The sequence below is a fragment of the Nocardia sp. NPDC019395 genome (assembly GCF_040632335.1).
Lineage (GTDB): Bacteria > Actinomycetota > Actinomycetes > Mycobacteriales > Mycobacteriaceae > Nocardia.
The window spans coordinates 296815-314616 of sequence record NZ_JBEYBT010000002.1; the positions used below are offsets into that span (position 1 = coordinate 296815).

Annotated in this window: 17 protein-coding genes; 8 read left to right on the forward strand and 9 right to left on the reverse strand. The window is 66.9% G+C overall.

Going from position 1 to position 17802, the window contains the following annotated elements:
• Positions 1-49 precede the first annotated feature (49 nt).
• Positions 50-361 carry a hypothetical protein gene (locus ABZ827_RS10115; protein WP_357235372.1) on the forward strand — a complete coding sequence of 104 codons (312 nt, stop codon included), beginning with the start codon at positions 50-52 and terminating at the stop codon, positions 359-361.
• A 124-nt stretch (positions 362-485) separates the two neighbouring features.
• On the opposite strand, the gene ABZ827_RS10120 is transcribed toward ABZ827_RS10115, so the two are convergent.
• Positions 486-1844, reverse strand: a complete 1359-nt coding sequence (locus tag ABZ827_RS10120) for a TerD family protein (protein ID WP_357235374.1) — start codon at positions 1842-1844, stop codon at positions 486-488.
• A gap of 274 nt (positions 1845-2118) precedes the next feature.
• Between ABZ827_RS10120 and ABZ827_RS10125 the strand changes: the two genes are divergently transcribed.
• On the forward strand, positions 2119-2526 hold the full coding sequence (locus ABZ827_RS10125) for a YciI family protein (RefSeq protein WP_357235377.1): 408 nt from the start codon (positions 2119-2121) through the stop codon (positions 2524-2526).
• Between the two features lie 14 nt (positions 2527-2540).
• Positions 2541-3695, forward strand: a complete 1155-nt coding sequence (locus tag ABZ827_RS10130; RefSeq protein ID WP_357235914.1) for a DUF6596 domain-containing protein — start codon at positions 2541-2543, stop codon at positions 3693-3695.
• Between the two features lie 171 nt (positions 3696-3866).
• Here the strand turns inward: ABZ827_RS10130 and ABZ827_RS10135 are convergent, their stop codons facing one another.
• Positions 3867-4454, reverse strand: a complete 588-nt coding sequence (locus ABZ827_RS10135) for a TIGR03086 family metal-binding protein (protein ID WP_357235380.1) — start codon at positions 4452-4454, stop codon at positions 3867-3869.
• 62 nt (positions 4455-4516) lie between these two features.
• Here ABZ827_RS10135 and ABZ827_RS10140 point away from each other — a divergent pair, with 62 nt between their 5' ends.
• Positions 4517-5497 (forward strand): YafY family protein, encoded by a 981-nt coding sequence (locus ABZ827_RS10140; RefSeq protein WP_357235382.1) that lies wholly within the window; start codon positions 4517-4519, stop codon positions 5495-5497.
• 80 nt (positions 5498-5577) lie between these two features.
• On the opposite strand, the gene ABZ827_RS10145 is transcribed toward ABZ827_RS10140, so the two are convergent.
• The 3 genes from ABZ827_RS10145 to ABZ827_RS10155 all read right to left on the reverse strand — a co-directional run bounded on the left by ABZ827_RS10145 (position 5578) and on the right by ABZ827_RS10155 (position 9099).
• Entirely contained in the window at positions 5578-6921 is a 1344-nt protein-coding gene (locus ABZ827_RS10145; RefSeq protein ID WP_357235385.1) for a family 1 glycosylhydrolase, read from the reverse strand.
• Between the two features lie 157 nt (positions 6922-7078).
• Positions 7079-8347: a M24 family metallopeptidase gene (locus ABZ827_RS10150; protein ID WP_357235387.1), complete on the reverse strand. Its 1269-nt coding sequence runs from the start codon at positions 8345-8347 to the stop codon at positions 7079-7081.
• Between the two features lie 14 nt (positions 8348-8361).
• Positions 8362-9099 carry an SDR family NAD(P)-dependent oxidoreductase gene (locus ABZ827_RS10155; protein WP_357235389.1) on the reverse strand — a complete coding sequence of 246 codons (738 nt, stop codon included), beginning with the start codon at positions 9097-9099 and terminating at the stop codon, positions 8362-8364.
• Between the two features lie 100 nt (positions 9100-9199).
• Between ABZ827_RS10155 and ABZ827_RS10160 the strand changes: the two genes are divergently transcribed.
• Positions 9200-10138 carry a helix-turn-helix transcriptional regulator gene (locus ABZ827_RS10160; RefSeq protein ID WP_357235392.1) on the forward strand — a complete coding sequence of 313 codons (939 nt, stop codon included), beginning with the start codon at positions 9200-9202 and terminating at the stop codon, positions 10136-10138.
• 111 nt (positions 10139-10249) lie between these two features.
• Positions 10250-10756, forward strand: a complete 507-nt coding sequence (locus tag ABZ827_RS10165) for a nuclear transport factor 2 family protein (protein ID WP_357235395.1) — start codon at positions 10250-10252, stop codon at positions 10754-10756.
• Positions 10757-10807: 51 nt separating this feature from the next.
• On the opposite strand, the gene ABZ827_RS10170 is transcribed toward ABZ827_RS10165, so the two are convergent.
• The 4 genes from ABZ827_RS10170 to ABZ827_RS10185 all read right to left on the reverse strand — a co-directional run bounded on the left by ABZ827_RS10170 (position 10808) and on the right by ABZ827_RS10185 (position 13979).
• Positions 10808-11254 carry a nitroreductase family deazaflavin-dependent oxidoreductase gene (locus tag ABZ827_RS10170; protein ID WP_357235397.1) on the reverse strand — a complete coding sequence of 149 codons (447 nt, stop codon included), beginning with the start codon at positions 11252-11254 and terminating at the stop codon, positions 10808-10810.
• 262 nt (positions 11255-11516) lie between these two features.
• Complete coding sequence (gene nrdF, locus ABZ827_RS10175) at positions 11517-12479, reverse strand: class 1b ribonucleoside-diphosphate reductase subunit beta (RefSeq protein WP_357235400.1); 963 nt, start codon at positions 12477-12479, stop codon at positions 11517-11519.
• A 186-nt stretch (positions 12480-12665) separates the two neighbouring features.
• Positions 12666-12893, reverse strand: a complete 228-nt coding sequence (locus tag ABZ827_RS10180) for a hypothetical protein (protein ID WP_357235402.1) — start codon at positions 12891-12893, stop codon at positions 12666-12668.
• Between the two features lie 102 nt (positions 12894-12995).
• Positions 12996-13979, reverse strand: coding sequence for an ABC transporter substrate-binding protein (locus tag ABZ827_RS10185; RefSeq protein WP_357235916.1), 984 nt, complete (start codon positions 13977-13979; stop codon positions 12996-12998).
• A 436-nt stretch (positions 13980-14415) separates the two neighbouring features.
• Here ABZ827_RS10185 and ctaD point away from each other — a divergent pair, with 436 nt between their 5' ends.
• Together ctaD and serB are read left to right on the forward strand one after the other, a co-directional pair.
• On the forward strand, positions 14416-16155 hold the full coding sequence (ctaD, locus tag ABZ827_RS10190) for a cytochrome c oxidase subunit I (RefSeq protein WP_357235404.1): 1740 nt from the start codon (positions 14416-14418) through the stop codon (positions 16153-16155).
• 309 nt (positions 16156-16464) lie between these two features.
• Positions 16465-17682, forward strand: a complete 1218-nt coding sequence (serB, locus tag ABZ827_RS10195; RefSeq protein WP_357235407.1) for a phosphoserine phosphatase SerB — start codon at positions 16465-16467, stop codon at positions 17680-17682.
• Positions 17683-17802 lie beyond the last annotated feature (120 nt).

A 17802-nucleotide genomic window follows, 5' to 3' on the forward strand; every position in this document is an offset into this window, starting at 1 on the left:
TATGTTCCGCGTGGCAATCGAACGGATCAGCAGAAGGAAATAGGTAACAATGATCAAACTTGCACGAGCCGCGACACTCGCGGTGTTGGTCGGTAGTGTTCTGGCCGGGCTCGCCCCGACGGCCTCAGCTGATATGTCGAAGACCAAGGTGCTGGAAACGATCACGCTGCGGGCGAAGGCGAGTGGCGACTCCACTGCTGTGGGCACCATTCCCAAGGGCTCGATCATCATGACCGACAGTACGGGCGTGGTGAAAGGTAAGGAGTACACCGCGTGCGGTGCGACGCAGCTCGCCTGGTACGCGACCGAGTGGCAGGGCATCAAGGGCTACGTCGTCGCCTCTTGTATCCAGCTCGTGTAATCCTGCCGCGGTGATCCGGTAGGTGGGTCCACCTACCCAGGGATGCCGGTAAGAAGCGTTCGCCCGCCGGGTGGCAGGGTGCCGGCCCGGCGGGCGCAGAATTTCCCGGACTACTCGCAGCGGATCAGGACTTACCTTTGACGCTGACCCATTTGATGCCCCAGTTGTAGGCCCGGTCTACCTGCTCGTTCTGAAAACCGTTCGGCGTGAACGGGATGAAAATGCCCTCCCGGCGCACCACGAGCTCGCCGTTGATGTTCTCGATCAGGGCGAGCGCCACTCTGGTGGAGTTGATCGTGCAGCCGCCGACACTCATCTCGATAGGCGGCGAACCGACGGGATACAACGTCGCGGCGGCTTCTACGCCACGGAAATCGGAAGCACCCGAATACAGTGAGGCGAATACCAGCAGTCTGCGGAAATCGCGGGTGTGGTCGAGATTGATACTGAGGTTTTCGCCGTTCACATTCTTGCCGGACCGGTCGTCGGTATCGAGTTCCACGTAAGGCGAGCCGGTGAGCGATCCGAAGTTGCCCAGGGCGTGGACGATTCCTTTGGTCCCATCCGTCAGTTCCCACAGACAGCACAGGTCGAGGTCGAGCGCGTCGCCGCCCTTGCGTCTTCCGAAGAATCCCTTGGCGGAGGGAACGTGCCAGTTCAGATTGACCCTCATCAGGCCCGAGGTCGCACCTTGTTTTGTGAGCGAGACGGCGGGTGCCTCCTTGGTCAGCGAGATCTTGCCGAGGTGCACCGGAGCGGGCGGCGGGGGTGAGCCGGGCGAGGCAGGCTGCTGTGGATTCGGCGGCGTGTATTGCTGCGGCGGCGGTGCGTAGTGCGGGGTCGGTACCGGCGGTGTGTACTGCTGGGGCTGCGGGGTCGGTGCCAGTGGTGTGTATGGCTGGGGCGGCGGTGCGGGTGCGGGCTGCGGGGCGATATTCGGCTGCGGAGTGGGTGCCGAGGCTGGTTCGTCCACCGAGATCCCGAAATCGGTGGCCAGGCCGGCCAGACCGGAATCGTAGCCCTGGCCGACCGCGCGGAACTTCCACAGGCCTTGGCGGCGATACAGTTCACCGAGTACGAAGGCGGTTTCGGTGGTGGCACCCGTGGAGTCGAACCGAGCCACCTCGCTACCGGTGGCCGGGTCGATCAGCCGGACGTACAGGTCATGGAACTGGCCGAAGGTACCGCCGTCCGTGGAAGCGGCGATCACGATGGTGTCGATCTGCGCCTCTACCCGGTCCAGGTCCGCGGCGAGGGTGTCCAGGACGAACGGCCCCTGCTGTTTTCCTTCGTGACGCACCGCGCCGGCCGGATGGACCGGTTGATTGTAGAAGACGAAATCGTCGTCCGAACGCACCTTTCCCGAGGTCAGCAGGAGTGCGGAAGCATCCGCGTCCATCGCGCCGGAGCCTGTCCGCCAGCCCAGTTCGACCCGAACGCTGGACAACGGAACCGCGGTGTTCGCGCCTTTCACCATCGACATGTCCTCAACGTATCGAAGAGCCGGGTTTCCGCGCGCCTCGGTTGTCCGGATGTGGGCACCGCGCGGTGGCGAGCCGGAAGCCACCTGGGCTTCCGATAGTGCGTTGACCGCGAACCGGTCGTCGCGTGGGACGAACAGGAAATCGCCGGACGTCAGTTCTTCCGGCTGGGAATCGGCCTCCGAAAAAATTTCGCGTGCGGATGTCGAGAACGTCGTGACAGCTCCGTCCCAGGGGTGATCGACCGACTAGGGTCGCATCCGAAGGGAGAATGTCATGGCCAAGTACCTGCTCCTCAAGCACTATCGTGGCGCCCCGGCGGCAGTCAACGACGTGCCGATGGATCGCTGGACGCCCGCCGAGATCGAAGCGCATATGCAGTACATGCAGGACTTCGCCGACCGCCTGGAACGCAGCGGTGAATTCGTCGAGGGCCAGGCATTGGCGCCGGAGGGCGCCTGGGTCCGCTCCGGCGGCGAGGGCAAACCGCCCGTGACCGACGGTCCGTTCGCCGAGACCAAAGACCTGATCGCGGGCTGGATGATCATCGACGTCGACTCCTACGATCGTGCCGTCGAGCTGGCCGGTGAATTGTCCGCGGCGCCCGGAGCGGGCGGTGAACCGATCCACGAGTGGCTCGAGGTCCGGCCGTTCCTGACCGCCCCGCCGACCGTCACCGAGTGACGACCGCCGGCACGGTGGACGAGGCGCAGCTGCGGGACCTGATCCCCGGTGTCCTGGCGGCCCTCGTCCACCGCGGGGCGGATTTCGCGACCGCCGAGGACGCCGTCCAGGAGGCACTGATCCGGGCAGTCGAGACGTGGCCGCGGCGGCGTCCCGATGATCCCAAGGGCTGGCTGATCACCACGGCGTGGCGTTGTTTCGTAGATCTCGCCCGATCCGAGAGCGCGCGGCGCCGCCGCGAGTTACGGGTGCCCGACCAGCCACCGCCCGAACCGGTCACCTCCGAAGACGAGACGCTGCAGTTGTACTTCCTGTGCGCGCACCCGAGCCTCACACCCTCCTCGGCGGTCGCGCTGACGCTGCGGGCCGTCGGCGGCCTCACCACCCGGCAGATCGCGCAGGCCTATCTCGTACCCGAAGCGACGATGGCCCAGCGGATCAGCCGGGCCAAACGCACCGTGAGCGAGGTGCGGCTGGACCGTCCCGGCGATCTGCGTACCGTGCTGCGGGTCCTGTACCTGGTTTTCAACGAGGGGTACAGCGGCGATATCGACCTCGCCGCGGAGGCGATCCGGCTGGCCCGGCAATTGGCCGCCGGCACCCGGGAACCGGAGGTCGCGGGCCTGCTCGCCCTGTTCCTGCTGCACCACGCGCGACGCCCGGCCCGGACGCGCGCCGACGGCAGCCTCGTCCCGCTCGCCGAACAGGACCGCGGCCTCTGGCAGCGCGACCTCATCGCCGAGGGCGTTGTCGTTCTCCAGGCCGCACTGGCGCGCGACCGGCTCGGGGAATACCAGGCGCAGGCCGCGATCGCGGCGTTGCATGCCGACGCGCAGACTGCCGATGAGACCGACTGGGTGCAGATCGTCGAATGGTACGACGAGCTGGCTCGTCTCACCGACAGCCCGGTGGTGCGGCTCAACCGCGCCGTCGCCGTCGGCGCGGCGGACGGACCGCAGGCGGGCCTCGCCGCACTGGCCGAACTCGACCCGGAGCTCCCGCGCTACACCGCGTCCGCCGCCTATCTGCATGAGCAGGCGGGAGATATCGCCACGGCGGCCGATCTCTACGTGGAGGCCGCGGCGCGAGCACACAACCTCGCCGAGCGTGATCACCTCACGCTTCGGGCGGCCACTCTCCGCCAGCACCTTTCGGGCGAGGACAGCTGAGCGTCCGCGGGTCCGGGCGTGCTCCGGACGCGCGGTGACCGGCGGGCGCGGAAGGTGATTCGAAGCCAGGGGACAGGCCCGTTCGTCCCGGCGCCGACCGGATCGTGGACCCGGTCGGCGCCGATATCGAAACCTGGCCCAGCGCGGAATCCCGGTCGAGCGGCCGGCGGGTCAGCGACGCCCGTTCCACGAACGGCCGAGGAACGCGGCGAGTCGTTCGGTGGGGCCCGCATGCGCCGGTGGCTCGACCCGAATGCCGAACGGTGCGCCGGATCCACGGGACTCGTCGGTCAGCGCCCGGTCGGCGACGGCCTGGGCCTTGGCGACCAGTGCGGGGTCGGCCTCGGCATCCTGTCCGGTGGCCACGGCGAGGTCCCAGCCGTGCGCGACGGTTTCCATGAGGTAGGCGCCGACCGCGAGTCCGCCGGGAGCCGGACCCCAGGGGGCGGTGATCGTGCGGGTCAGGAGGGTGTCGTCGGCCCATCGGTCGAGTGCGGCCGTTGACCGTTTCAGATAGTCCTCGCCGGGTCGGTTCGCATCGATGGCGGTGTGGGCGGGCAGCTGCCGGGGGTCACCGCCGTCGGCGGTCGCCGCGATTTTGGCCGGGTGGCAGGAGAAGTGTTCCAGGAGCGCGCGTACGTCGAATTCCGCGCAGGGCGTCGGGTCGGCCCACTGATCGGGGCGGACCGCATCCATGAGTGTGGCCACCCACTGGTGGGCCGCGGCGAGATCTGGCCGGAAGTCCGGTATCTGTGTCATGGCATAAGTCTCGGACCGATCAGGTGACATCTGATGTCACCTTTTCGTGAGATTCTGAAGAGGTGCGTGCGGACCGGCTCCTCCAGATCGTTCAATTGCTGCGGCGGAACGGCCGGATGAGCGCCGCGGAGCTGGCCCGCCGCCTCGAAGTCACCAAACGGACCGTGCTGCGCGATATGGACGCGCTCTCGACCGCCGGTATCCCGGTGTACGCCGAACGGGGCCGCGGCGGTGGTTTCGCCCTCGTCCCGGGATTCGAACCCGATGTCGAACAGCTCACCAGCGCGGAGGCCAGGGCATTGTTCGTGGCCGGCGGCCGGGGAACCGCCGAGGCACTCGGACTCGGCGGATCGTTCCGCAGCGCATTGCACAAACTCGCTGCCGGGCTCCCCGACGACGCGCACCGGCTGGTCACGCATGTCCAGGACCGGATCCTCCTCGACGCCGGAGGCTGGCACCGCGACCCGGATACGCTCGACGCGCTGGGTGATATCCAGGCCGCGGTATTGGACGACGAACGGATCCGGATCCGCTACCAGTCGAAGGCGGCGGCCGCGCCGGGGGACCGGACCCTCGACCCGTGGGGGCTGCTCCAGGTCGGTACGACCTGGTATCTCATCGCCGCGCACCGCGGCCGTCCGCGCAGCTACCGGATCTCCAGGATCAGCGCGGTGCGCCGGTTGGGTGAGCCGAGCCGGCGGCCACCGGATACAGATCTGCAGAAAGTGTGGCAGCGAATGCGCGACGATTTCCGCCGGGCGCCGGCCACCGAGATCGTGCTGCGTATCCACCGGCCACGGTTGCCGATGGTGCTGGGATCGTTATCGGTCACCACCCTCGGTGATCCTCGGCCCGTCGCAGGTGATCCGGATGTGTTGAGCATTCCGGTCCGGAGTCTGCGTGCCGCGGCGGCCATGCTGGTGGGTTTCGGTGCCGAGGTCGATGTCATCGCCCCGGACATATTGCGCGAGAAGATCATCGAGATCGCGGAGGGCGCGCGCGAACATCACCGGGACGCCGCACGCGGTCCCGGGCCGCAATAGGTGGGGGCGCCTCACCACGCGCATCGAATGATGTTCGTGATCAGTGCTGTCTGTCCGCTGTCGACACCGGTGGGCCGGATCTAACCCGGGGCGGCGACGGGGCGTAGGCAGCTGTTCGGGGGATCGATGAGAAAACAGGGCGCCGGGGCGCGGGTGGGCCGATAGTCGCCGGGGACGCCGCCTGCCGCGATGGTTCGGGTGTACGTGGCGACAGCGTCGGTCGGCCGGCGGGTGAGGCCCGGGTCGGTGGTGGTGTCGACGGTATAGAGGCCGAACCGGGGACGGAAGCTGCCCCATTCGTAATTGTCGGTGAGACTCCAGTAGTTGTAGCCGATCACGTTGATGCCATCGGCTTTTGCGCGCTGGATCCAGTAGACAGTGTCCTGGAGATGGGCGCCACGGGTGTAGCCGTCGGCGCGTGGCCGCCCGTTGTCGGTGGCCATCCCGTTTTCGACGATGTAGAGGGGTTTGCCCGGAAAACGGTCGGCATAGTGCCGGAGGGCGAAGTAGATCCCTTCGGTGCGGATCGGGAGATCCCAGATCGCCGGTCCGGGCGGGACCGCGGATCCGATAGCGCGACCGAGGGATTCGATAACTGTTCGCGCCGGATCGTAGGCCCAGTAGTAGTCGATGCCGACATAGTCGAGGTGGGCGCCGATCCGGTCGAGGAGTTCGCCGTTGATCTGGGCCTCCGCGCCGGCGACGTAGCCGACATTGCTCGTTACCAGCGCGTTGGGCCGGACGTGGTGGATGTAGTCGTAGATACTGTTGTGCGCCTGAGCGATCCGGTCCAGCATCTGGGGCGCGTCGGCCTTGCCGCGGCCCGCTTCGTGGGAGATGTAGGTGACAGGTTCGTTCACGGCGACCCACAGCGGATCGAGGCCGGCGTACCGGTCGACGACCGAACGCATATTGGCCAGCCAGTCCTCGACGATAGTCGGGCTGCGCCAGCCGCCCCGGTCCGCGATCCAGCCCGGATACACCCAGTGGTCCAGGGTGATCATGGGCCGCATTCCCGCCCGGACAATGGCCGCGATCACCGAATCGTAGAAGCGGAAAGCCTGCTCGTCGCGAACGCCCGGAGCCGGTTGCAGGCGTGCCCATTCGATCCCGATCCGGAATACGCGCACACCCAGGTCCGCGGCCTGGCGGATATCGGATTCGTAGCGGCTGTAGAAATCGGCCGAGTTTCCCAGGCGGTCATGGCCGGGATTCGCCGCGATATAGCGAGTCCAATTGCTGTCGGGCGCATGGCCTTCGGACTGGAAACCGGAAGACGCCACACCCCACAGGAACCCGGCATCCAATCGTGGCAGACCTGCGGCGGCGGGGTGTGGTGCGGCGGCGGAGTTCGCACAGAACAAAACCGCCGAAACGAGAACGGCGAGTGAGGCTACCCAGTACCGACGGAGCCAGGGGCGCATCGCCTCAGGGTAACGCCGCGAGTACCGGCTCCACTGTGAAAACGACCGATCCTGTGGCGATGCCACGGGACGCGCCCCGCGCCGAGCTGCCGCGCGGCCGGCACGGCGCCCGGCCGGCCGCGCCGACGACCATCGTCTCGCCAGAACCGCCTGCGGTTCAGCGCCGGGTCCCCGCCGCCCGGAGGATCTGTGCCGTGTACGGGTTGAGCTCGATCGGCTCGTCCGCACCGACGATCACGGTGCCGCCGAGGTAGGCCAGGTTCCGTCCGAAGACGTAGTTGGGCTCCAGGGCAAAGGTCATCCCGGGTTCGAGTACCAGATCGCCGGAGAGGGTCGGATGGTCGGCTTCAGGTGGATAGGCCTGCGCGCCGGCCATCCGCCGACTGGCGTCCGCGGCGAAACCGCTGAGCGCGATCATCGGGTTGAGCGCGTGCAGACAAGGTCCGAACTCCCAGCCGCCCGCATCGTGAAGCGGCTCGCGGATGGCGTCGACGGCATCGCCGAAGGTCCGGCCGGGGCGCAGCGCCCGCAGGCACGCGTCGTAGGCCGCGCGGGCGACCTCGGCCGCCCGGCGCAGGTCCTCGTGCGGCTCGCCGATGGTGATCGTGGCCTGGTGCTGGGTATGGCGGCCGCCGAAATTGCCGAATACTTCGGCGGAGATGGTGTCACCGTCCCGCAGGACGCGGGGAGTTTGCGGGCGGTACCCCCACGGCGGTAGTCCCGAGGCGAGCGGGGCGGGACCTGACCAGAAATGCATGGCTGCCGGAATCGTCCCGCCCGCGTATCCCGCGGCCATACCCGCCGCGTACACCTCGTTCTCGGGAACACCCGCCGCGGCGGTATCGACCATGGCCCGCACCATGGCGTCGCCGATACTCGCCGAGTGCCGGACAACGGCGATTTCCTCGGTGCTGAGCGGCATGATGAGCCGCGACAGGGCCATGCCGACCGGTTCGAACTCCACACCGGGGAAGTCCCGCAGGATGTTGTTCCACAGCCGGTAGGGAACGATGCCCTCGGGATGCCATGGGGGATAGGCCTCCAGGCCGACCACGCCGATCGTGGCCCGCGCCAGATCCAGTTCGTCGAGCGCGGCGGCGACGGCGCGGGAATCGCGAGACGCGCGAATATTCTGCGGCGGGATCCAGATGATGTCGCCGCGCCGCGTGGATTCGAGGTGGTCCTTCGTGAACATCTCCATGGGGAACAGCACGACCGGGTCGGCGTCACGGTGGAACAGGACGGTCGTCCCGGCTCTGCCGTTGGTGAACCATGTGTCGTAAGCGAACGGGGCCGGACCGGCGTCCTCGTGCTCACCGAAGACGAGCAGCGCGTCGAGGCCCTCGCGTCGCATGAACGCGCGCGCCAGGTTCCAGCGGCGGTCACGTTCGGCCATCGAGAATTCCGGTACTGCTGTCTGTTTCATTTCGTTCACCTCGCTCACCACGGGAGGGCGCCGAGGCGGTCGCGGTACTGCCCCGTATGTCCGGGTGAGGTGGTGGCGAACTCGACGATGGCGTCGGTGCCCTCGGTGACCGTCTGGGTTCCCTGGTGGCCGTTGAGGTCGGTGGCGGTGAAACCGGGATCGGCCAGGTTGAACCGCACGTCCGGAATTCCCTTGGCGTACTGGACAGTGATCATGTTGAGGGCGGCCTTGGAGACCGGGTACATCAGATGCGGGAAGGTCGACTCCTTGCGCTCGGGGTCCGTTGTGATCGTCAGTGAACCGGCGCCGCTGGAGACCATCACCACCCGCGGGTCGTCGCCGGCGCGCAGCAGCGGCAGGAACACGCGGGTCACGCGGATCGGGCCGAGCACATTGACGCGGAACACGGGAATGAGATGCTCCGGCAAGGTCTCCTCGGGGCCGATGAGCTCTCCGGTGATTCCGGCGTTGTTGATCAGGACGTCGAGGCGATCGGTGCGATCACGGATGATCCGGGCGGCCTCGGCAACCGAATCGTCGGAGGTCACATCCAGTGGTACGAAGGTGACGTCCGCGCCGCCGCCGGTGAGCCGCTCGGCGGCTTCGCGTCCGCGGGTCTCGTCCCGTGCGCCGAGGAAGACGTGCCAGCCGAGTTCGCCGAGGCGGCGTGCCGTCTCGTAGCCCAGGCCCTTGTTGCCGCCGGTGATCAGGACGGTGGTCGTACCGGCCGGAATGCTGTGTAGTTCGCTCATGCCTTCACGATGTCCCGGTGGCGCACCGCTATCCAGGTACGTCCGAGAGGGGGAGCGGCCGTACCAGGATCCGCCGCCTCGAAAGGAGGAGGATGGACTCATGGATCGCGTCGAGCTCGCCCGCCTCCTCAAGGCCGCACGCGCACGCATCGCTCCGGAGGAGGCCGGCCTCCCGGCCGGTCCGCGCCGACGCCTAGCCGGTCTGCGCCGTGAGGAGGTGGCCCAGCTCGCCGGCCTGAGTGTCGAGTACGTGACCCGCCTGGAGCAGGGCCGCGGCCCGCAACCGTCCACCCAGGTGCTCACGGCACTGACCCGGGCCCTGCGGCTGGAACGTGACGAACGCGACCAGGTGTTCCACCTCGCCGGTAGTTCACCACCGCTGGCCGGCCGGGTCGAAATGTCGATCCGGCCGAGCGTCCTGCGACTGCTCCAACGGCTGACCGACCTGCCCGCGATAGTGCTGTCCGCCAAGGGAGACGTGCTGCTCCAGAACGAGACGGCCGTGGCGCTGCTCGGCGACCTCTGTCGTTGGCCGGTGGGACAGCGCAACCTGGTGTGGCAGCGATTCCTCGGTGTGGGTGTTACGCGCGTCGCGGTGCGCCCGGCGGAGGACGAGGTGTCGGCGCAGCAGGCGGTCGGGATGCTGCGTACCGCGCTCTCGCGATACCCGCACGACCCGGACGTACGCGCGCTGGTCGAGGAGCTGATCGCCGGCAGCGAACGATTCTGGAGCATGTGGGAGCAGGGGCGCTCCACGATGTCGCGGTCGATGCACAAGACGATCGACCACCCCGACCTCGGATGCCTCGAACTGGACTGTGACACCTTGCTGCTGCCCGATACCGATCAATCGATGATCGTCTACTCCGCCGCCGCGGGCACGCGCGAGGCGGCTGCCCTGGAAATACTGCGCGTCACCGGCACCGGACGGCGGTCCGATCCGGGATTCGAAGAGCCCGCGGCGGTCACCGGCGCGGCGCTCCCGGAAGATATTTCCGCGGCATCTCTGGCCCTGGGGCCCGTATTCGGCGGGAGATGAATTTCCGTCGCCCGATGCGGAAATCGCGCGCCGGATCGGATCGATACACTGCGCGTCGACCACCCCGCCGCCGGAATCCGGGCGGCACGAACCCTTCGACGAGGAGGCCGCATGTCGCGTGCACCGCTACCGCGAGCAGAGGAAGGCGACCTGGCGTGGCGGGTCGCGCGGCTCGAGGCGGCAGAGGCGATCAAGGCACTCAAGCACCGGTATCTGCGGGCGTGTGACGCCAAGGACCCGAAGGGGTTTCGGGAGTGCTTCGTCGCGGCGGGAGCCGTGGTCGACTACGGAGTGCTCGGGTCGTTCGATGCCGACGGTATGGCGGCGATGTTCGAGAAGATCGCGCTGCAGAAGGTGGACGGGAAGAACGTGATCCTCGATATGCATCACGGGACGCATCCCGATATCACCGTGCACGACGAGACGCACGCGTCCGGACGGTGGACGCTGAAATTCCGTCAGGTGAATCTGATCGAGAACACCGAGACGGTGATGACCGGGGAATACGACGACGAGTATGTCGTCGAGGACGGCCGGTGGAAGATCTCCGCCTGCCGGTTTCAGCAGTACTGGTCGATCACGCGGCCGGTCGACGATACTTGCAAGATCGCCCGGTAGCGTTCGGCGCGCACTGTCGGGGCCGGGGCGTGAATGGGCCTCGCCGAACCGTCAGGCGTCCTCGATCCGGAAGAGCACGCACCGGCCGGCCAATGCGGCGAACTCGTCCGGGTCGTCGCTGGTCACTACACCGGACTTGATCATGACCGGCACGCCGGTGGGAACCAGGCGCGGGTATTCCCGGAGCACCGGAACGCTGTCGGCCGCGGGGATCTCCACCAGGCGTACGGTCCGTTTGCGCCGACCGACCCTCAGTTCCGCGGTGTCGGCCGCTCGGACGTTCTTCGCCCAATCCGCACCGGGAATGCCGCACAGGACATATTCGATGCCGTTGTACTCGAACGGTGTCACCGGCGTGGTCCGGGGCTTCCCCGATTTCCGGCCCGGCACGGTGAGTAGCGACATAGGGAGAGAAACGCCGATTCGGCTGACGGCGACCATCGCCCGGTTCATCGGTTTGAGCCAGCGGGGAATTCTGACACCGTCGCTGTCCGTCATTGTGTGCTCCTCCCGATCGGGCGCCTCGCCCACGCCCTGCGACTGATGCCGAGCCGCCCGGTGCGGGCTCGCGCCATCGCAGCGTAGCGGTCCGCACCGACATCTCGGCGTTGTCCAGCCGCCCGGCTATCCGATGAACTTCAGGCGGCGCCGCGGACGGCCGGCCACGATTCGGCGATGCCGTTACGGTCGAACCGGAGCGCCGATAGCGAGCCGCTCGACGCGGGCTCGCTATCTCGCTGTCTCGGCGCCGCGGGCCGGGTCAGAAGTTCCAGTCCTCGTCCTCGGTGTTGACCGCTTTACCGATCACATAGCTCGAGCCCGACCCCGAGAAGAAGTCGTGGTTCTCGTCGGCGTTGGGGGACAGCGCCGAGAGGATGGCCGGGTTGACCTCGGTTTCGTCCTTGGGGAACAGGCCCTCGTAGCCGAGATTCATCAGCGCCTTGTTGGCGTTGTAGCGGAGGAACTTCTTCACATCCTCGGTGAGGCCGACCTCGTCGTAGAGGTCCTGGGTGTAATCGACCTCGTTGTCGTACAGCTCGAACAGCAGCTCGAAGGTGTAGTTCTTCAGCTCGTCGCGCTCGGCCTGGGTGACCTGCTCGAGTCCGCGCTGGTACTTGTAGCCGATGTAGTAACCGTGGACGGCTTCGTCGCGGATGATCAGGCGGATCATATCGGCGGTATTGGTGAGCTTGGCCCGCGACGACCAGTGCATCGGAAGGTAGAAGCCGGAATAGAACAGGAAGCTCTCCAGCAGCGTCGAGGCGACCTTGCGCTTGAGCGGATCCTCGCCGCGGTAGTACTCCAGCACGATCTCGGCCTTGCGCTGCAGATTGCGGTTCTCCTCCGACCAGCGGAAGGCGTCGTCGATCTCGCGGGTGGAGCAGAGGGTGGAGAAGATGGAGCTGTAGCTCTTGGCGTGCACCGACTCCATGAAGGCGATATTGGTGAGCACCGCTTCTTCGTGCGGGGTCAGGGCGTCGGGGATCAGGCTGACAGCACCGACCGTGCCCTGGATGGTGTCCAGCAGCGTGAGGCCGGTGAACACCCGCATGGTGAGTTGTTTCTCGTCGGGGGTGAGCGTCGCCCAGGACTGGATGTCGTTGGATACCGGGACCTTCTCCGGGAGCCAGAAGTTACCGGTGAGCCGATCCCAGACCTCGGCGTCTTTCTCGTCGGGCACCCGATTCCAGTTGATGGCCGAAACCCGATCGATGAGCTTCATGCTGCTTCCACACCCTTCCCAACGACTCCGACGACAACCTGTGAACACTGCGAACCCAGCGCGTGACGTAACACTACCCCTTGGGGGTGGAATCGCCGAGCGCTACTACAACTTGTGTTTTCCGCGTCGAATGCGCTAGGGGAGCGGGAACTTCGGCGCACTCCGATCGCAGGCGCCGAGCGTACTTCAATCGTCGGTGGGAGGTTTGTGGTGGCCGCCGGATCCGTCGTCGCCCGTTGCGGACGGCGACATCGCCAGGCCGAATGCGAGACCGAAACCGATCCCGAGACCGACCCCCACGGCGAGATTGTCCAGAACCGCCAGGCCCAGGCCGATCCCGATCGCCAGTCCGATGGCGATCCCGATACTCAGCCGGTATCCGAGTGAGCGTTCGCCGGCAGCGTTATCGCCCATACTTCGACGGTACCGGCGTAAAGGGCTCTCACCTGCGGTTATCGCATTCCGGGATGGTCTCGGATCGGTCGCGAGCGGGTATTGCCGGCCGACTCGGTGGTTCTACTCCATGACGTAGGAGTTCAAACTGTCCCGGATATCGGTGAGCAGCGCGCGCGCCGCCGTCAGTCCAGTGGTGTGCCAGAGCGCGTCGTCGACGACAAAGGTCCGGTTGTCCTCCACCGCACCCAGTGATTTCCACTCCGGCGACCGCATCACCGTTTCGCCGTGGTCCTGACCCTCCGGGCCGGCGAACATGACGTAGATCAGATCGCCCTCGGCGGCGACAGGGTCGGACTCGTCCACCGGAGCCGAGGTTTCGCGCTGTGCGGCGGGCCGCTGTGCGCCCGTATCGGCGAGGACCTGCGCCGCGAACGTTTCGCTACCCATGGTTTCGCTGCCGGTGGCGGTGAAACGGACGAGAGAAGCCTGGGTCATCGCGGCGTTGATCGATGTACCGGCATCGGCGGCCTCCGTGCGGTAGGAGTCCAGCGCCGCCTTGCCGGCACCGGCGCGTCCCATGGCCCCCGCGAACGCGTTGAACTGCTCTTCCCAGGTCTGATCGGTCCCGACCAGGACGGTGGGCGCGATATTGCTGAGCGCGGCATAGTCGGCGCGGCCGGCCGGCACCTCGCCCAGGATGAGATCCGGTTTCATCTCCGCGATGAGCGCCGGGTCGGGGTCGGTCGCGAAACCGACGCCCGGGATCTCCGTGACCCCGTAGCCCAGATAGCCGGGCTGCGCGGCGGGTCCGGGGGTCGTGGTCGCGCCCACGACCCGCTCCCACAGGCCGACCGCGCACGTCGCGTCGAGTGCGGAGGTGCTCAGTACGACGATGCGCTGGGGGTCGGAGGGGACACGGGACTCGCCGGATGCGTGCTGGACCGTCCGGGTGGGACCGGCGGCCGGATCGGGTGCCGTGGGCAGCGAACAGGCCTGCGTGGTGTCCCGTTCGACCCCCACCACGCCGGCGCCCGCGATCTTCGTGGTGGTGCGGATGATCGACGCCGAATTATCGGTCTGATTCGCGCAACCGGCGACCGTCATCGCGATAGCGGTGAGTACCACGCCCGCGAATCGGCGGGCGCGGCGCGCCCGTGCGGAAATCCGGGGATTACGCACGGCTGGGGTACGGACAGCGGAGCTCACCGGCATGCCGGGAAGGGTACATGCCCACCGTGATTCGCTGCGCGCCACCGTTGCACGCCGGCCCGCGGGCGCGGATCGCGCACCCGGCGACAGTCCGTGCCCGGAGCTCCGGCTCGCGCGTGCGCGCGGAAAAGCGGGAAAGCAGGTGGCGTGGTCGCGGCCGGTCCACGACAGGCCTGAGTACGACACAGAGTAGGACCCGTTCGCCCCGCGCTCGACGGACGGTTTACGATTCGAGAAGCGCAAGCTAACCGTTGGCTGTCCCCCGCGACGGGGCAGCGGGCAAACAGTGGAGCCTGCGGAGCGACCCTAAAGGCACCTTTCAGGAGGATCAGTGACTGCCGTAGAGCCCAAGCCAGTCCCACAGGGGGTGGAAGCGACTCGGCCATTCCCGGCGCGATTGGGGCCGAAGGGGTCGTTCATATACAAGATGGTGACCACCACGGACCCGAAGGTCCTGGGCGTCATGTATCTGACCACCTCGATGGCGTTCTTCCTCATCGGCGGCCTGATGGCCCTGATGATGCGCGGTGAGCTCGCTCGCCCCGGTCTGCAGTTCCTCTCGCCCGAGCAGTTCAACCAGCTGTTCACCATGCACGGCACCATCATGCTGCTGTTCTATGCGACCGCGATCGTGTTCGGCTTCGCCAACATCATCCTGCCGCTGCAGATCGGCGCACCCGACGTCGCCTTCCCGCGACTCAACGCCTTCAGCTACTGGCTGTACGCGTTCGGCGCCACCATGGCGACCGCCGGTTTCATCACCCCGGGCGGTGCCGCGGACTTCGGCTGGACGGCCTATGTGCCACTCACCGATATCCTGCACTCGCCGGGTGTCGGTACCGATCTGTGGATCCTGGGCCTGGCAGTTTCCGGTCTGGGCACCATCCTCGGCGGCGTGAACATGCTGACGACCGTGGTCTGCCTGCGCGCTCCGGGTATGACCATGTTCCGGATGCCGATCTTCACCTGGAATATCGCCGTCACCAGCGTCCTCGTCCTGCTGGCCTTCCCGCTGCTGACCGCCGCCCTGATGGGTCTGGCCTACGACCGCCACCTGGGCGGCCACATCTACGACCCGGGCACCGGCGGCATCCTGCTCTACCAGCACCTGTTCTGGTTCTTCGGCCATCCCGAGGTGTACATCATCGCGCTGCCGTTCTTCGGCATCGTCTCCGAAGTGTTCCCGGTGTTCAGCCGGAAACCGATCTTCGGCTACACCACCCTGGTCTACGCGACCCTGGGTATCGCGGCCCTGTCCATCGCGGTGTGGGCGCACCATATGTATGCCACCGGCGCGGTGCTGCTGCCCTACTTCTCGTTCATGACCTTCCTGATCGCGGTCCCGACCGGTGTGAAGTTCTTCAACTGGATCGGCACCATGTGGAAGGGGCAATTGACGTTCGAATCACCGATGTTGTTCTCGGTGGGCTTCCTCGTCACGTTCCTCTTCGGTGGTCTGTCGGGTGTCATCCTGGCCAGCCCGCCGCTGGACTTCCACGTCACCGACTCCTACTTCGTGGTCGCGCACTTCCACTACGTGCTCTTCGGCACGATCGTGTTCGCCACCTACGCCGGTATCTACTTCTGGTTCCCGAAGATGACCGGCCGAATGCTGGACGAACGCCTCGCGAAATGGCATTTCTGGACGACGTTCCTCGGCTTCCACCTCACCTTCCTGGTGCAGCACTGGCTGGGCGCCGAAGGTATGCCGCGCCGCTACGCGGACTACCAGGCCGGTGACGGTTTCACGACGCTGAACACGATCTCCACGATCGGTGCCTTCGTACTGGGCGCCTCGATGCTGCCGTTCCTGTGGAATGTCTTCAAGAGCTACCGCTACGGCGAGGTGGTCACGGTGGACGACCCCTGGGGTTACGGCAACTCGCTGGAATGGGCGACCACCTGCCCGCCGCCGCGGCACAATTTCTACGAACTGCCGCGGATCCGGTCGGAGCGCCCGGCGTTCGAACTGCACTATCCGCATATGGTCGAGCGGATGCGCAAGGAGGCGCACGTCGGATTCAGCGGTGGGGCGAAGCACCACCCCGAGGAGAAGCTGGTCAAGTCCTAACCGGCCTCGATCTACGCAAAACACCCGCCGGCTTGCCGGCGGGTGTTTTGCGTTGCTGCCCCGCTCGCCACCTTCGCGGTGCGGTGGGGCACGTTGGCTGGGGGTGGGCCGAAAGTACGGGGGATCCTTGCGCTTAGATTGTTGTAGGCGTGCTCTCGGATGCTCCACCTACGTGGTTCGGGGCCCGTCTCGTTCTGGAGCGACCAGAGGAAGGGAGCGCAGCGACCGCCCGGCGGGAGTGAAGAACGAGACCAAGGGGGCCCCGAACCCCGCGACGCCGGAGGCGGCGCCAAAAATACAGGAGAGGTTTTGGCCGAGACGACCGTTCTCGTCACCGTTACCGGGCCCGACCGTCCCGGTGTGACATCGGTGCTGCTGACCGCGATGTCGCGGCATCGGGTGAGCCTGCTCGATATCGAACAGGTGGTGATCCGTGGCCGGCTCACCCTGGGCGTGCTGATCAGCTGTCCGTCCGATCCCGAGGCGTTGCAGGACGAACTCGAAGAAGCGATGAACACCGTCGGTATGCAGGTCGATGTGGATGTCGACGCGGATTCCGCGCGGGCACCCGTTTCGACGCACGCCGTGGTGGTACTGGGAGCGCCGGTGACCGCGCGGGCGTTCAGCGCAGTCTCCCGGGAGCTGGCCGCACTCGGCGTCAATATCGACCTCATCCGCGGTATCGCCGACTACCCGGTGACAGGTATGGAGCTCATGGTGACAGCGCCGGCCCGCCCCGGTGACACCGACTCGCGGCTGCGGACCGCGTTGGCGGAGGTCGCGGTGACCGAGCGGATCGATATCGCCGTGGAACGGGCGGGGCTTTCCCGCCGGGCCAAACGGCTGATCGTGTTCGATGTGGACTCCACCCTGATCCAGGGCGAGGTGATCGAGATGCTGGCCGCCTACGCGGGCGTCGAGGAGCAGGTGCGGGCGGTCACCGAGGCCGCGATGCGCGGCGAGATCGACTTCGCGGAATCGCTGCGGCAGCGCGTTGCGACGCTGGCCGGGCTGGACGAATCGGTGATCGCGGAGGTCGCGGCGACGATCGAACTCACCCCCGGGGCACGCACGACGATCCGGACGTTGAAGCGGCTCGGATTCCGGTGCGGGGTCGTATCCGGCGGGTTCCGGCAGGTGATCGCCCCCCTCGCACACGAGCTCGAGCTCGACTTCGTACAGGCGAACCTGCTGGAAGTGGTCGACGGCAAACTCACGGGCCGAGTGGTCGGCCAGATAGTGGACCGCGCCTACAAGGCGACCGCGCTGCGGGAATTCGCCACGGAATCCGGGATCCCGATGGAGCAGACGGTAGCGGTCGGAGACGGCGCCAACGATATCGACATGTTGAACGCGGCAGGCCTGGGCGTCGCATTCAATGCGAAACCGGCGTTGCGTGAGGTCGCCGATACCGCGCTCTCGCACCCGTACCTGGACGCGGTCCTGTTCATCCTGGGGGTCACCCGGGACGAGGTCGAGGCCGCCGACGCCGAGGACGGCCTACTGCGCCGAGTACCGCTCGGCTGAGTTTTCGGCGCCCCCTCCGGCGTCGCGGGTTCGGGCCCCTTGGTCTCGAACCGCGGAGGCTGACACACCGGATGCCGGGAAAGGGCGCGGAGTCGCAGGTGACGATTCGCGAGCCCTGCC

Excerpts from the sequence above, each read along its gene's own strand:
- ABZ827_RS10115 (WP_357235372.1), top strand. The coding sequence starts at position 50 with ATGATCAAACTTGCACGAGCCGCGACACTCGCGGTGTTGGTCGGTAGT.
- ABZ827_RS10145 (WP_357235385.1), bottom strand. The coding sequence starts at position 6,921 with ATGCGCCCCTGGCTCCGTCGGTACTGGGTAGCCTCACTCGCCGTTCTC.
- ABZ827_RS10155 (WP_357235389.1), bottom strand. The coding sequence starts at position 9,099 with ATGAGCGAACTACACAGCATTCCGGCCGGTACGACCACCGTCCTGATC.
- ABZ827_RS10120 (WP_357235374.1), bottom strand. The coding sequence starts at position 1,844 with ATGTCGATGGTGAAAGGCGCGAACACCGCGGTTCCGTTGTCCAGCGTT.
- ABZ827_RS10170 (WP_357235397.1), bottom strand. The coding sequence starts at position 11,254 with ATGACGGACAGCGACGGTGTCAGAATTCCCCGCTGGCTCAAACCGATG.
- ABZ827_RS10185 (WP_357235916.1), bottom strand. The coding sequence starts at position 13,979 with ATGACGGTCGCCGGTTGCGCGAATCAGACCGATAATTCGGCGTCGATC.
- ABZ827_RS10160 (WP_357235392.1), top strand. The coding sequence starts at position 9,200 with ATGGATCGCGTCGAGCTCGCCCGCCTCCTCAAGGCCGCACGCGCACGC.
- ABZ827_RS10125 (WP_357235377.1), top strand. The coding sequence starts at position 2,119 with ATGGCCAAGTACCTGCTCCTCAAGCACTATCGTGGCGCCCCGGCGGCA.
- ABZ827_RS10165 (WP_357235395.1), top strand. The coding sequence starts at position 10,250 with ATGTCGCGTGCACCGCTACCGCGAGCAGAGGAAGGCGACCTGGCGTGG.
- ABZ827_RS10150 (WP_357235387.1), bottom strand. The coding sequence starts at position 8,347 with ATGAAACAGACAGCAGTACCGGAATTCTCGATGGCCGAACGTGACCGC.
- ABZ827_RS10180 (WP_357235402.1), bottom strand. The coding sequence starts at position 12,893 with ATGGGCGATAACGCTGCCGGCGAACGCTCACTCGGATACCGGCTGAGT.
- nrdF (WP_357235400.1), bottom strand. The coding sequence starts at position 12,479 with ATGAAGCTCATCGATCGGGTTTCGGCCATCAACTGGAATCGGGTGCCC.
- ABZ827_RS10135 (WP_357235380.1), bottom strand. The coding sequence starts at position 4,454 with ATGACACAGATACCGGACTTCCGGCCAGATCTCGCCGCGGCCCACCAG.